This window comes from Spirosoma lacussanchae (assembly GCF_005870035.1).
Classification (GTDB): Bacteria; Bacteroidota; Bacteroidia; order Cytophagales; family Spirosomataceae; genus Spirosoma; species Spirosoma lacussanchae.
In genome coordinates, this window is sequence record NZ_SWJG01000008.1 from 52,081 (window position 1) to 67,573 (window position 15,493).

The 15,493-nt window shown below is 56.1% G+C and carries 9 protein-coding genes; 4 read left to right on the forward strand and 5 right to left on the reverse strand.

The window, feature by feature from the left end; all coding sequences use genetic code 11:
- Nucleotides 1-496 precede the first annotated feature (496 nt).
- The 5 genes from FBR45_RS21670 to FBR45_RS21690 form a co-directional block, all read right to left on the reverse strand.
- The gene (locus tag FBR45_RS21670) at nucleotides 497-994 is read right to left on the reverse strand and encodes a DinB family protein (RefSeq protein ID WP_138506226.1); all 498 of its coding nucleotides are present in this window, start codon (nucleotides 992-994) and stop codon (nucleotides 497-499) included.
- A gap of 222 nt (nucleotides 995-1,216) precedes the next feature.
- Entirely contained in the window at nucleotides 1,217-2,416 is a 1,200-nt protein-coding gene (locus FBR45_RS21675) for an AGE family epimerase/isomerase (protein WP_138506228.1), read from the reverse strand.
- A 94-nt stretch (nucleotides 2,417-2,510) separates the two neighbouring features.
- Complete coding sequence (locus FBR45_RS21680; protein ID WP_138506230.1) at nucleotides 2,511-3,650, reverse strand: glycoside hydrolase family 10 protein; 1,140 nt, start codon at nucleotides 3,648-3,650, stop codon at nucleotides 2,511-2,513.
- 37 nt (nucleotides 3,651-3,687) lie between these two features.
- Nucleotides 3,688-5,463 (reverse strand): RagB/SusD family nutrient uptake outer membrane protein, encoded by a 1,776-nt coding sequence (locus FBR45_RS21685; protein WP_138506232.1) that lies wholly within the window; start codon nucleotides 5,461-5,463, stop codon nucleotides 3,688-3,690.
- Nucleotides 5,464-5,471: 8 nt separating this feature from the next.
- On the reverse strand, nucleotides 5,472-8,504 hold the full coding sequence (locus FBR45_RS21690; RefSeq protein WP_138506234.1) for a SusC/RagA family TonB-linked outer membrane protein: 3,033 nt from the start codon (nucleotides 8,502-8,504) through the stop codon (nucleotides 5,472-5,474).
- A gap of 162 nt (nucleotides 8,505-8,666) precedes the next feature.
- Between FBR45_RS21690 and FBR45_RS21695 the strand changes: the two genes are divergently transcribed.
- The 4 genes from FBR45_RS21695 to FBR45_RS21710 all read left to right on the forward strand — a co-directional run bounded on the left by FBR45_RS21695 (nucleotide 8,667) and on the right by FBR45_RS21710 (nucleotide 15,483).
- Nucleotides 8,667-10,241, forward strand: coding sequence for a DUF4127 family protein (locus FBR45_RS21695; RefSeq protein WP_138506236.1), 1,575 nt, complete (start codon nucleotides 8,667-8,669; stop codon nucleotides 10,239-10,241).
- 98 nt (nucleotides 10,242-10,339) lie between these two features.
- Entirely contained in the window at nucleotides 10,340-11,650 is a 1,311-nt protein-coding gene (locus tag FBR45_RS21700) for a citrate transporter (protein ID WP_138506238.1), read from the forward strand.
- Nucleotides 11,651-11,717: 67 nt separating this feature from the next.
- Nucleotides 11,718-13,862: a hydantoinase/oxoprolinase family protein gene (locus tag FBR45_RS21705; RefSeq protein WP_138506240.1), complete on the forward strand. Its 2,145-nt coding sequence runs from the start codon at nucleotides 11,718-11,720 to the stop codon at nucleotides 13,860-13,862.
- 19 nt (nucleotides 13,863-13,881) lie between these two features.
- Entirely contained in the window at nucleotides 13,882-15,483 is a 1,602-nt protein-coding gene (locus tag FBR45_RS21710) for an FAD-dependent oxidoreductase (protein ID WP_138506242.1), read from the forward strand.
- The last annotated feature ends 10 nt before the right edge of the window (nucleotides 15,484-15,493 follow it).

A 15,493-nucleotide genomic window follows, 5' to 3' on the forward strand; every position in this document is an offset into this window, starting at 1 on the left:
TGAAAAGTTAGTTGATCCGGGTCGGTTCACGGTAGTTCAGACGTTGACGAAGGGGCTGAGTTTTGTCGGGATATTATTGGAAGTAAAACGGTATAGTATTCACTTTCTACCGGCGGGTTCCCAAAAAGCCCGTTCAACGGGTTCCCACGCAGAACGGCGTATACCGGCTTCTCCACCCGCTAACTCACTACCGGTCAACCCAGTACTTTGCTATTTCAGCAAGGAAAAAAGGGTTACGAAAGAACGCTCTCACCCCGATACCTTAGGCCTTTAAGGTCACGGCGTATTTGCGACACTTAACCGGTTGATTTTTTATACTGCATGGTCTTGCCAGTTAAGCAAGTTCACTGTGCCGATTAATTAGACCATCTTACCGACGAAGGAGAAACCCAAGACGTCCCTGACTTTCTGGTAAAGACAGTCTTAGATTCCTCCTTCGTCAGGATGACAAGAAATAGCCTGTCCTCCTACACGTTGGTATAGGCAGCTATAACAGCTACGAGCGGTCCCAGAAAGCAGGGGGTTCAATGCCTAACGTGCGCAGATAAACGTAGGCCTGCGCCCGGTGATGGATTTCGTTGTCGATCAGGTACAGGATGAACCAATAAATTGTGCCCTCGTACAGGCCAAACGCCAGATCAACTTCCTGATACCGGCTCGACGGAATCTGGGGCCAGATGGTATCGATCTGGGTCGTGACCTGGTCCCACTGGGCCAGTACCTCTTCCTTACTGGAGGCATCCATTGTCTGAAAGGCATCCCACTGGCCCGACCGAACCCCCTCCATGCCGGCCCCGGTCATACCCAGGATTTCGGCGATCAGTTCGGCACAGGGACGCATGCCACCCAGCGAATACGTGAAAAACTGATCGTCGGGGAATGTCTCGATCAGCCGCCGGGTGAGCCGCCGGTGCGCCTGCCAGTGATCGAGCAGTTGCTGCGATGAAAGGAACGTCTGATTCTGTGAGGATTCAATTTGGGTTGTGTTTTCCATGACTGCGTGCTGGATGTTTATCCGTTAGTTAACCACACAAAGGAACAGCCCACCCATGACAGCCCTATGTCAGCAGGGAATCCCCGCAACCGGAAAAGATCTTCGGCAACCGACGGTCGGTTATAAAGTCTCTGATTGGCCCAGGACATCCCCAAAAAATACATCGCCCTGGCAACAGCTTGGCCAGGGCGACGTGACAACCTATACGATAGCGGATAATGATCAGGCTGTATGAGGGTTGGGGACAAGGGCACTGGCTTCGATCTTTTCCAGCACCTGCCAGCACTGGTACAGCGCCCGCGGAATGTGAAAACAACCTTTCCATTTACCCCCCTTCAGCGGGAGCAGTACCTCGCCCTGCCGGTTCAGGTAGCCGAACCACTCTCCATACTCGGCATCACGAAAGTGGTTAAACGTATAGTCGTGCACCTTCAGGAACCAGGTCAGGCAGCGTTCATCCTTTGTGAAATAATAGCCCTTGAGCAGTGCCACCAGGGTTTCAACGTGGACCCACCAGAGCTTCTGGTCCCATTCGAGGTGCTGCGACGGATAACCTTTGCTGTCGAGGAAATAAAAGATTCCGCCATGAGTTTTGTCCCAGCCGTACTCCAGGTGCTGAAGAGTCAGCTCTTTGGCCTTTTCGATCAGCGCGGGCTTATTGAGCCGCTGCCCCAGGTCCATGATGAACCACATGGCTTCGATGGCGTGTCCAGGATTCAGATGCCGCCCCTCAAAGCTGTCGACCACGGAGCCATCCGGCGCGACGTTTTCGCGGATGAGCCCCAGCGACTCATCGTAAAACACCTCCATCACTTCGTGAATACACTCGTCGATCAAGCCGCTCACCAGCGACGCATCGAGCAGGTGCTCCAGTTCCAGCGACAGGTTGCAGAGGATCATCGGTAAGGCAAAATTCTTCAGCGGCCGCGTACCGACCACACTTTTATCCCAGCCCCGTTTCGGCTGATGCCGCCGATCGAGAATCTGGTGAAACGTTGATTGGGCTATGTCGGCATGGCGCTCGGTATTCGTGGCTTTATAGAGTTGCCCAAACCCCATGGTGGCGAAGCAATCTGAAAAAATGTTGTAGGGCTGCACCAGCGGTTTGCCAGACCGCGTGGTCGAAAAATACCAGGACCCATCAGGAGCACGGCCGTACTTTTCCAGAAAATCGGCTCCGTGCAGCGCCATATCAAGCCATTCGGGCTTTTGACCGACGAGGTTGTAGAGCATCGAAAAGGTCCATACCTGACGGCCCTGTAGCCAGGTGAACTTGTCCGTGTCGAAAACCGATCCATCGCGGTTGAGGCAGGTGAAATATCCGCCCTGTTCGGTATCAACAGCATGCTCCTGCCAGAAGGGGATGATATTGGTCAGTAATTCGCACTTGTACAGGTCGGCGAACCGGTCTAAAACAGTCATGTGAAATAATGGTGTAAAATGAAAATGAGGCCTGCCTACTGGTCAGCGCGGTCAACGCGCAGGAGAGCACGGGGCGCTAGTATCCAGCTTACAGTCAGTTAGTTGAGTAGGTTTTAAAAAAGTCGGGTTGTTCGGTAAGGCCTTCGTAATAGAAAAAGATTTCATTGTTGAGTTTATGCAGTCGGTTTTCGCGGATCATAGCCTCCAGAAACTGACGGGTCGGCTTGTAACTTCCCACCTTTAGCAGCACCCCCGGAGCCAGCATGGGCAGTTTGTCGGCCGAAATCTGTTGGGTAGTGATTTTGTCGAGTTCATTCCGGTAGGCATCAATGTTGTACCGATACACCTGTGGGGAAATCAGGTCGACCCACCCGTTCTGCACCCAGGTTGGCCAGTCCTGCAAATATTCAGTCTTCGCAAAGGGGTAAATGCTAGGGGCCATTGCAATCTGCAAAGACGGTCGGATGGCTTTCAGCTCGGTATACAGGCGTTTCGCAAACTGATTAAGCCGGTCGGCCCGCCAGTTTACCCACTTCGTGTCGGTTTTCGGATCTGTTGGTATCGAGCCGTTCGTTTCCTGTTTGTAGGCCGCCAGTACCTCCGGATTGTAGCCACATTCGGTGGGTAGAGCTGGTAGCCGGTCGTCACCCTGAATACCGTCCAGGTCGGGGTAGTTGGTAGTCACTTCCTTCAGCAGCGACAGCATAAAATCCTGCACGTCGGGGTTGAGAGCGTTCATCCATTTGAAGCCGTTTTTAACCACCACCCGCCCATCCTGACCGAGCGCGGCCCATTGGGGTTTGAGCCGGAGAATGTGTTCGCCGAAGCCATTGTTTTCGGCCGCAAAGCCATACTCCATCCAGGCCGATACCCGGATCGAATCGGCATGAGCCGCGTCCAGCAGTTCACGGAGCGGATCACGACCGCTAAGCGTTTCGTCGATTTCGATACCGAAGGTATTTTTCATCACACGCGACGGGTACAATGTCCGGCCTTTGTTCCACATGACCACGAAAATGTGGTTGATACCGTTTTGCCGACAGGTTGCAACGGCCTGCCTGATGCCGGCAGGGGTACTCAGGACCTGGCTGCCCACATTGGTGAGCCAGACACCCCGCAAATGGGTTGACACGGGCGGGCGGCCCGGACCAGCCTCGACCGCTGCCGTCTGTCTGCACTGCCCCAGGAGGGCAGGCAGGACAAACAACAGGCTGAAAAGAACAAATTTTTGCATGAGACGTGAGCGTACGTTAACTACCTGGACAAGTTTATTACCAGCCTGGATTCTGTTTCAAACTTTTATTTTTATCGATTTCACCCTGCGGAATTGGCCAGAGCGCGTGTTTATCCACGTTTTGCCGGGTTTCGTTGCGGCTTTTGATTCGCTGGGCAACGCTGGCCGAGTAATCAGGTATGTCGTTCAGATCCTGCACGGACCCTTTGGCCCCGAATGACGGAATGGCCGGCACGTTGGCGGGGTTGATGGCCGCCCCGACAATAGGTCCGTTCAGTACTTCCTTGACGATCTCCCAGCGCCGAATGTCGAACAGCCGGAGTCCTTCGGTGGCAAACTCAACTGCGCGCTCCCGACGCACCAGCTGCCGCAGTCTGGCCTGATCCGTTACCGTAGCCGCCGGTTGACCCGCCCGCCGACGAACCGCGTTGATGGCGTCCGTTACCGACGCGTCGATCTGGTTCTGCTCGATTTTGGCTTCGGCATACGTCAGCAGAATTTCGGCATACCGCATCAGTATAAACGGTGTCTTCAACTCCCACACGTATTGGTCGGGATCGTTGTATTTCCGCCATACGTAGCCAACACCACCCACGGCCCCCGTGGCCCCGAACTGCCAGACGCTGTTGGATGAGGTCACAAAATCGGGGTTGCCGTTGATGACATCGTAGCGCTGGGTGTTCCAGTTGTAGCGAAAGATCTGGTCGCTGTGGATGTTGTAGATAAACCGCTGATTCGGGTTCTGATACGGCAGGCTGGCGGCTTTCACCATCCTGACTTCAATGGTATCGCCGGGCATGTAGAGCGTCCAGCGGAGTCGACGATCGCGGTTACGGCTTGGATTGGCCGGATCGTAGAGGGGCGATTCGTCGATTCGCTTGCCGTCAATGCATTCGAACTTATCGACCATGGCCTGGGTGGGGAAGTTGTTACTTTGCGCACCCAGCGTCTGCCGGGGCGTATATCCAACCACCTGCCACGACGCAATATTCGGGTTCTCGGCCGGGTACATCATCTGCCCCATAACCTCGCGGCCCACGTTGGCGGTTTGTCCGGCCAGGGTGAACAACGCCTGGTAGTTGGGATTCAGGCTGTGGTTGCCACTTCTTATGATGGTGTTGGTAGCCTCAGCCGCCGTGGCGTAATCCTTGATCAGCATAGCCAGCCGGGCTTTGATTCCGAGCGCCATGTGCTTGCTCATGCGGCCCCGTTCGGCGGGGTTCAGATCCAGCCCGGCGTAGGCTTCGTCCAGGTCTTTGTAAAGTGCGCGGGCAATTTCTTCTTTAGGCGTCTGGGGCTGCGTTTCGTACTGATCGGGCTGAAGGGGCTGGGTGTAATACACGACGTTGCCGTACCAGGTCATGAGGTTCAGGTAGGCCCAGGCCCTCAGCGTTAGCGCTTCGCCCCGCATCCGGTCGTAGCTGGCCTTACTGGTTCTGGCTTCGCCCCGTTTCATACCCTCCAGCAGTTCGTTGGCCCGGGCAATCAGGCGGTAGCCCTGCTGCCAGCCGGTTTCCGAGATGGCGTTGCCAATCACGAAGGGCCCCTGGTTTCCCATGGCCACCAGCGATTCGGGGTCGGTTTTGCGGGAGATGATCAGATCGGTAGTACCCTCAATCCGTTTCAGGTCGGGTACATTGCCGCGGCTATTCCAGAAAGCCGCGTTGTAGACACCCGTCAGGCCAATCCGGATTTCGGCTTCGTTGGCGTAGAAGGTGGCACTGGATGGAGTATCTAAGGGCTGTCGGTCCAGAAAATCCTTACAACCCAGGGCCAGGAGGGCCAGCGCAATAATCGAAACTGTCTTTTTCATGGCGATGTCTAGAACTTCAGGTTTAGGCCAACGGTATAGGTTTTCATGAGCGGATAAAACTCAGCCGTGTTGTTGTTGATTTCGGGGTCGAAACCTTTCCAGAATGGGGTCAGGGTGAACAGGTTCTGCGCACTCACGTAGAACCGGGCCGAACCTACGCCCAGCTTGCGGATCAGGTTATCCGGTACGCGAACACCGAGGTTTACGTTTTTCAGCCGGAAATAGGCCGAGTTTTTTACCCAAAACGACGAGTTCGTTCCGTTGACGCCGATGGCCGGCAGCAGCCGCGGGAAGGCAGCATTGGGATTTTCGGGGGTCCAGTAATCTTTGTGAAACGACAGCAGCGACGGGATGAAGTCCCCCGCAAAAAAAGGCCAGGCTCCGGTGCCGGAGATGTAGTTCTCCTTTCTGGCAACGCCCTGCCCGAACAGATTCAGATCAAACAACCCGTAGGCCAGGTTGGCGTTGATGCTGTATTCGTACCGGGGGAAGTTATTGCCGATAAACGTACGGTCGTCATTATTGACCTTACCGTCGCCATTCAGGTCAGCGTACTTGATGTCGCCGGGCGCCGGGTTAAAAAAATGCGTCGGACTGCTGGCAATATCTTCTCTCGACTGAAAGTAGCCAATGGCCTGGTACCCAAAATACGACCGCAGCGCATACCCTTCGGCCGACCGGAGCAGCCCTTCGTCGATGTACGGAACGCCGGGCAGTTCGGTTACCTTGTTTCTGACATCCGACAATACCCCCGTTACGTCGTAGCGTAATCCGCCGATGCGGTTGCGGTATGTAGCCGACACCTCCCAGCCCCGGTTCTCCATTTTGCCCAGGTTCAGCAACGCCGGATTCAGGCCCACATAGCCCGGAATAGGCCGGCGCATCAGGATGTCCGAAATCTTGCGGACGTAGTAGTCAGCCGTAATAGTCAAGCCCTTGAGCAGCTGAAAATCGACACCTAGGTCGAACTGGGTTGATTTTTCCCAGGTCGTACCGGCGTTGACAGCATCGGTGAGTGCCAGCCCCTGGTTGATGGCGTTGTTAAAGTAATAGTCGTTGCCCGAGTTATAGGTACCGGCAAAGGGGTACAATTCGGGTACGCCCTGGTTCCCCAGTGTTCCGTACGATGCCCGAATTTTGGCAAACGAGATCACCGAGCTAAGGCCCGAGAAGAACTTCTCATTGCTGAACACCCAGCCCGCCGATGCCGATGGGAAGAAGCCCCACTGCCGGTCGAGGGCCTGCGAGAAGCGCGACGACCCATCGTACCGCCCGTTCACTTCGAGCAGGTATTTGTCCTGAAAGGCGTAGTTGACACGGCCGTAAAAACCAGCCAGCGCGTACTCATTGGCCCCACCCGAGTTATCGCGGTTGGCGCCACCCAGCGACAGATACGGCAGCTCTTCGTTAATGAAGTCCGACCGGGAGCCGCTCAGAGTACGGGTGATTCCTTCTTCGGTTTGTGCGCCAACCAGAAACTTAGCCTCGTTTTTGGTGTCGCGGTAGGTATAGGTAGCCTGCGCAAGCAATGTGGTCCGGTAGTTGGTCGAGTAGCTTTCTGACAGCGCGTTGGTACCGGGATAAGGAGCCACCAGGTCATAGGACTTATTGGCTATGTTGGGAGCATACACGTTGTAGTTTCGCTGAAACCGCTTGGTATTTGGATACCATTGTTCCCGGGCCGCGCTGGCTTCAATTTCCAGGGCTTTGATGGGTGTGTATATAAACGACGCCTTACCCATAAAACTTGGCGTAGTTACCTGTAGGAGTCCGCTGGATTCTGCCTGGCCCAGCGGGTTCCGGCGGTTCGACTGGCCCGCGTCGCCGTACATACCGTCGCCAAATTTGGCCGGTCCCGTGGCGGGTAAACCAATGGCCTGACGGATGATAAACTCGGGGGTTCCGCCAGCGGGTTCGGTGCGGGTCGACTGGTTGTAAAACAGGACAGACGTAACCCGGAATTTGTCATTGAACCGAATGTCGGGGTTAAGCCGCAGGTCGAACCGGTTGAAGCTGTTATTCGGAATTAACCCCTGCTGGTTCAGGTACGAGACGGAGGCAAACAGGCTGGCTTTTTCACTGCCCGCTTCGACAGTAATGTTGTGGTTTTGCATCAGACCGCTATTGGTAAACAGCAGCTTGACCCAGTCATTGTCGAACACTTCGAGGTTGTCGGGGGCGGTATTTTTGTATTTGTCGATCAACGCCTGCGAAAACACGAACGCGTTAGGATTACCAGTCTGGTTGCGCTGGGCCACGTTGCTAAGCTCCATGTGTTCAACAGCGCTGACCTTTTCAGGAATGTTGGTGGCTTCCTGCTTGGTGACAAACACATTGTATCCGACCTTCACTCCACCGGTACCACCCCGTTTGGTTCTGACAAGAACAACCCCGTTGGCAGCCCGCGATCCGTATATGGCCGTAGATGCAGCATCTTTCAGCACGGTTATACTCTCAATGGCATTGGCATCTACATTATCCAGACTCGATACAATCCCGTCGATCAGAATAAGCGGAGCCTGACTGGAGAAGATGGACCCGATACCCCGAATCCGGATGGCGGGCGAGTCGGCACCGGGTTTACCGGATCCCTGAAACACGGATACCCCGGGGGCCAGGCCCTGCAGCAGGTTGCTGGTGGTGCCTACCTGCCGTTTCAGCAGATCGGCCGACTTCAGCTGGGTGACGGCCCCGGTCAGGTTGGCCTTCTTCTGCACACCGTAACCCACCACCACTACCTCGGATAAGGTGCGGTCGTTGGGCCTGAGCCGGATGGTCAGCTCTTCGCTACCAGCCACAACTTCGGCGTTGTCGTACCCAATACTGGAAACAATCAGGGTAACCCCCTTATCGACAACCAGCGAGAAGTTGCCCGATGCATCGGTGGAGGTTCCTTTGGTGGTGCCCTTAACGGCCACGTTAGCACCCACTACGGCTTCGTTAGTCTCGCCGTCGTTGATTTTACCTTTAATCGTGATCGACTGAGCCATGGCCGTGGCCCATCCGATCGTCAGCAGGATGAGTGGTAGAATTCGTTTCATTGGGAGTATTAGGTAAAGGACTATTGACTCGATTTGATGCAAACATATTCTTTTTAAATAAATTACTAAAACTTTTATTAATTTTTTATATAAGTTTATTTGGATGTACCGGATTTATTCAGACTTTTGTTTCGTCCTTTACCTGAAAAGTGCTCAATTCTCATGCGTAGCTGGTTTCTCTTGTGCGTACTCCTGTTGCTAACCTGGGGGGCTTTCTCCCAGAGTCGGAGCCAGGCGACGACCCGTATTTTGCTGATTCCCCTCGACGAACGACCGCCCTGCCTGCAGTTTCCGATACAAATGGGTAAGATTGGCGATGTGGAGGTCGTTTCGCCCCCCCGCCACCTGCTGGGCCGGTTTACGGACGTCGGCCAGTCCGACGAAATAGTCCGCTGGTTACGGGCGCAGTCGCTGACCCGCTTCGATGCGGCCATTATTTCGGTCGATATGCTGGCCTACGGGGGTCTGGTAGGGTCGCGGATTCACGGAGTGTCGGCGCAGAAAGCCCTCGACCGGGTTCAGATCGTACGCGAGCTACGCCGTAAAGCGCCCGGGCTCAAAATCTACGGTTCCAGCGTAATCATGCGGCTGGCGCCCACTGCCGACGGCAAAAACGAGGGGTACCGCGAAAAACTGGCCAGGTGGGCCGAAGTGTCGCCCGATACCATGCTGCTGGACCAGACCCGCCAGCTCGAACAAGCCATTCCGCAAGCTGCCCTGGCCGATTACAAGCAGGCCCGGCTGCGTAACCTGCAGGTCAATCAGTTCGCCATCGGGCTGGCCCGGGAAAAGGTATTCGATTACCTGATCGTGTCGCAGGACGACGCGAAACCCCGGGGGGTTCACATCCGCGATCGGGAAAATCTGACCAATACGGTGAAACAGGCAAACCTAACCGAGCAGGTCGCTATTCAACCCGGGGCCGACGAGGTATCTATGCTGCTGCTGGCGCGGGCCATGACCGACCGATACGGTTATCATCCCCGCATCAAAGCCATCTATTCGTCCGAAACGGCCGCTAACACGGTGATGCCGTTTGAAGACCGGCCCCTTCGGCAAACGGTCAGTTTTCATCTGAAAGCCGTTGGCGCCCGCGAAGTGAGCGACCCTGGCGAGGCTGATCTCTTGTACTATGTGTTCGCATCCCGCTTTGAAGCTGGTAGCGCCCGCCAGTTTGCCGATCAGATTATTCGTAGCCCAGACAAGGGAATCATTATTGCCGACGTTGACCCAAAAGGCGACGTACAGGGAGGAGATATTCCTTTTACGGAAGCCCTGAAAGATGCATCCGTATTTGCCCGAACCTACGGCTATGCCTGCTGGAATACCGCCGGTAACACCGTCGGCACCGCCCTGCCCCATGGTATCCTGGCGGGTGTATCGCGGGTGGTGGCCCAAGCGAAACCTGCCGCTGTACCCCGAATGAATCAGGCCCAGGTCTGGTTTATGCTCAACCGGCTCCTCGACGATTACACCTACCATTCCCTGGTTCGGCCCGAGGCCAACAAACGATGCCGGGCCAGTCAATGGAACCCCAACCGACTAACGCCTGAACAGACCAAAACCATTGAAGCCTATTGCATGACCGAACTACAGCCGATAGCCACCCGGACCGCTGCCGGTTTTTTCCCGAAAGACAGTGCTCGGCGCTGTACGATCACCAACCTGCGCTTTGATCTTCCCTGGGACCGCACCTTTGAAGCCGAAATTGATTTCGATCTGAAGCTGAACAACTAATACAATCTGTTCGATGACGGAAGTAAAGCAGGCAGCGTTTCTGTTTGGCCAGCCGACCACCGCCATTCTGTACTCATCGACTACCCTGACTCACGCCTATGATAGCCATTGGTTTACTGATCATATTCCTGGTATTTGCCACCCTGATGTTTTTACGGAAGATGCCGGCGCTGATCGCGCTGCCTGCTATGGCCGTACTCATTGCCGTGCTCGCCCGGCTCGGCGCCACCGATATCCTGAACCAGATTGTGGCGGGCGGTACGGTGAAGCTGGCGCCTGTCTACGTGGCGGTTTTTGCCGGAGCCATGATGGGTCGAGTCCTGATCCAGACCGGCATTGCGGAGGAAATCATTAAACGAGCCGCTGAGTTCGGGGGCGAACGCCCACTGGTGGTGGCTTTCGGGCTCATGCTGGTGACGGCCATCCTGTTTACGACCCTGCAGGGGTTGGGAGCCATCATTACGGTAGGGTCGCTGGTGTTGCCGATCATGATGAGTCTGGGTATTCCACGCAAGCTGGCGGGGGTACTGTTTCTGCTCGCTTTTGCCACCGGCTTTATATTTAACCCCATCCTGTTTACCCTGTATCGGCAACTGTTGCAATTGCAGGACAATCAGCCGATGCCGCCGGAGGTGCTACAATTTGCCTTTATCATGCTGGGGCTGATGGTTGTTTTCGTGATTGCCTACGCCCTGATTGCCGCCAAACGATCGGGGGAGGTATTGCTGCTCTCGGCGGTGGCGGCTGATCGGGTGACCCAGTCCAAAACGACCAGTCCGCTGAAACGCAAAACCGTCCGGCCCATCGCACTGCTGACCCCCGTCGTGCCCCTCGTTCTGTTCATTGGCTTCAACGCTTTCGGCATTAAACTCGACTTTATCGCGGCTTTCCTGATCGGCTCGCTCTACGGGGTCGTCACGACAAATCTGAGCACGGCCATCCAGACGCTGACAGCCTCGGCCATCAAAGGGATTGAAGATGGGGCTCCGGCGGCTATTCTGATGATGGGCATCGGTATGTTGCTCAACGCGCTGAACCTGGGCCCGATCAAAACGGCCCTTGAACCCCTGATTGTGTCACTCCCGTTTCAGTCGGCCCTCTTTTACGTCGCTTTCTTCGGACTGCTGTCGCCCCTGTCGCTATACCGGGGGCCACTCAATATTTTCGGAATCGGCATTGGCTTGTTCACGATTATGTTCGGCACCGGCATTCTTCCCGCGCTGGCGTTGCTGGCGGCCATTATCTGTGTGGTTCAGGTACAGAACATCTGCGACCCAACCAACACCCACAACGTATGGATCGCCAATTTCGTCGGGGTTCCGGTCGAAGGGCTAACCAAGGAAACCCTGCTACCGGCCATGGCCGTTTGCTTGCTGGGGCTGATCGTAGCCGCTGTGCTCTTTTTCTAAACCAACACTGACCGAGGCTGTAGCCGGAACTGGCTGAGCCTGATGACCAACGAGACGACTAGCTTCCATGAAACGACAAGTACGGGTAGGCATTGATGTTGGCGGAACGTTCACCGACGTTGTGGTTGTCGACCACGCCACGCGCGAGGTCATATCCCAGTTGAAGGTTCCAACCACCCACCACGCTACCGAGGGGGTGGCGCTGGGGATCATTAACGCCATCGCCCGCGCGCTGGCCGAACTGGCCGTTGATCCCGAAGACGTTGTGTTTATTGCCCATTCAACGACCCAGGCCACCAATGCCCTGCTCGAAGGCGACGTTGCCAAGGTCGGCATCATCGGCATTGGTAATGGCTGGGAAGCCTTCAAGGCAAAGTCGGATACGAACGTACCGGCCATTGAACTGGCCCCCAGCCGCTGGCTCCAGACCGAACACGTTTTCTGCCAGGGCCGGGAACTGACCGGCGACTATGTTGACCGACAGGTTGAAACGTTTCGGCAGAAAGGGATCGAGGTAATCGTCGCATCCGAAGCGTTCGGGGTAGACCAGGACGAGAACGAAATCTTCGTCAGCGAACGGGCCCGGAAAGCCGGATTGCTGGCCACCAGCGGCCACGATGTGTCTACCCTCTATGGCCTGCGTACCCGCACTCGCACGGCCGTGATAAACGGGGCGATTCTGCCTAAAATGATTCACACCGCCACCATGACCGACGAGTGTGTAAAGAAAGCCGGCATCACAGCCCCGCTGATGATCATGCGGTCAGACGGTGGGGTTATGAGCGTCGATGAAGTGCATCGCCGACCCATCATGACCATGCTGTCGGGACCGGCTGCGGGTATTGCCGGTGCCCTCATGCACGAGCGGGTATCGGACGGTATTTTTATTGAAGTGGGCGGTACCAGTGCCGATATTTCGGTCATTCGAGATGGTCAGCCCCAGACCAAGAACGCCCGGGTAGGCGGACATCGCACCTACCTCAACACCCTCGACGTTCGTACGCTTGCCATTGCCGGCGGCAGCATGATTCGGGAGTCGGACGGCAAACTTGTGGATGTGGGAACCCGGTCGGCCCATATCGCCGGTTTGTCGTACGCGTGCTTTCAGACGCCCGAACGCTTTATCGACGCCCGACTGGTACACCTGCGCCCGACCGAGAAAGATGCCGACGACTATACAGCCATCGAAACAACCGACGGCCAACGTTTTGCCCTGACGCCCACCTGCGCGGCCAACCTGCTTGGCATCATTCCAGACACGGCGTTTGCTAAAGGCAATACCGAAGCGGCCCGGCTGGCGTTCAAACCCCTGGCTGATAAACTAGGCAAAACCGAGCTGGAAACCGCCCGGCTGGTGCTCGACATATCGTGCCGGAAAGTAGCCCGCCAGCTCGAAGAACTCATCATTGAATACCACCTCGATCGAAACACCGTCGAGTTGATCGGGGGCGGGGGCGGGGCCGCATCGCTGGTGCTGTTCACGGGCGAGCTGATGAACCTGCCCGCCCGACTGGCTAAGAAAGCCGAAGTCATTTCAACCATTGGCGTAGCGTTAGCCATGGTACGCGATACCGTAGAACGCAACCTGGTCGATCCAACGCCCGAGGATATTCTGGCTGTCCGGCGCGAAGCAACCGAGGCCGTCATGAAAGTGGGGGCCCTGCCCGAAACCATCGAAGTACAGATTGAAGTAGATACGCGCCGAAATCTGGTGCGGGCCACCGCCTTCGGCACCACCGAACTACGCAAGGACGATAACACAAAAGCCATTACGCCTGACCATTGCCGGGCGTCGGCGGCTCGCTCCCTACAGGTCGACGAAGCGGAAGTCAGGCTGTTGGGTCAGACCAGCGGTTTGTACGTATTCGGTATGGAGCGGGAATCCAGTCCGTTTTTTGGTTTGTTTAAAAAGCGTCAGCTGTCCGTCCGTATTACCGACAAAACGGGAGTGGTCCGGCTACAGCGAACCCAGGCAGGCGTGTATGCAACAGACATACGGCAGGTGTCCGCAGAACTGGACCAGGTTATAACCAACCTGACAGATTTCGGCGATGCCGGCCGGAGCCTGCCCGACATCCACCTGCTGGCCGGTAGCCGCATTATCAACCTATCGGGCCTGGCCGAGCTGGAGCAGGTCCTGGCCCTGGCCCAAACTGAACTCGAAAACCGGCCCGGCGACGAACCCATTGTGATTATAGCTTCCAGAAAGTAGCAGCAGAACCAGACAACGGATGCCAGTTTTAGAAACAGATATTCTCATAGTAGGCGGGGGTGTGGGCGGATGCGCCTGCGCGCTGGCGGCCTGCGAAGCGGGCTTAACCGTCATCCTGACCGAGGAGTCGGACTGGATTGGCGGCCAGTTTACTACCCAGGCCACCCCACCCGACGAACACGGCTGGATTGAACAATTTGGCTGCACCCAGACCTACCGACAGTTCCGCGAACGGGTTCGGGACTATTACCGAACCCATTACCCACTAACTCCCGAGGCCCGGCTTAACCAGACCCTGAACCCGGGTAACGGCTGGGTGTCGCCCCTGTGTGCTGAACCTATCGTGTTTCTGCGGGTGCTGCAATCCATGCTACAGCCGTACATTGACAACCAGCTTCTGACGATCCTGTACGAGTACGAGCCGACCGAATCTGTTTACGAGGCAGATACCATCCAGTCGGTCACCCTGCAGCATACCCAGACGTCCGAAACAGCACGGGTGAACGCCCGATTTTTTGTCGATGCCACTGAGCTGGGCGATTTGCTGCCCCTAACCGGAACGGACTATGTAACGGGCTCGGAAAGCCAGGCCGAGACCGAAGAGCCCAGTGCCGCGCCTGTTGCCAGACCCGCCAACGTGCAGGCCTTTTCGGTCTGTTTTGCCATGAGCTATCACGAAGGCGAAGACTGGACCATCGATAAACCAGCCCGCTACGACTATTGGCGAACGTTTGTGCCTCCTTTAACCCCCGCCTGGGCGGGTCCGCTACTGAGCCTCACCGGCCTCAGCCCCCGTACCCTGCAGCCCGTTCAGTACAATTTTCAGCCTAACCGCGAACCCAACCGGGCCTTTGCCGGCCTGTGGACCTACCGGCGGATACTGGATAAAAGTCTGTTTGAGGAAGGGGCTTTCGAGTCGGACATTACCCTCGTCAATTATCCCCAGATCGATTATCTGGGGGGTGATCTGTGCGAGGCTAGTCCAGCCGAGCGCGCCCGCTACATGCAGGAAGCTAAGGAGCAAAGCCTTTCGTTTCTGTACTACCTGCAAACCGAACTGGGCTACCGGGGACTGAAACTCCGCCCCGACGTGGTTGGAACTGCCGACGGCCTGGCCAAACGACCTTATATCCGGGAATCAAGACGAATCAAAGCCGAGTTTACAATTCGGGAACAGCACGTGTCGGCTCAGCTCCGGCCCGGCTCAACGCTGGCGGAGCCGTTCCCCGATTCGGTTGGCCTGGGTTTTTACCGGATCGACTTACATCCAAGCCTGGGTGGCGATAATTATATCGACGTAGAGAGTCTGCCTTTCCAGATCCCGCTGGGTTCGTTATTGCCTAAACGGGTTGAGAATCTGTTACCCGCCTGTAAGAACATTGGCACCACCCACATTACCAACGGCTGTTACCGCCTGCATCCCATCGAGTGGAACATCGGTGAGTCGGTTGGTTACCTGATGGCCTATTGTCTGGAAAAAAAGGTATCGCCCCGGCAGGTACGGAATACCCCCGCGCTCCTGGCTGATTTTCAGGCCGTGCTGAACCAACAGGGCATTCCCATCGAGTGGCCCGAAAACCTGGTCCTGTCCGAAGGCGACCCGCACCGCCATGCTCTGTAAACGTTTCCGT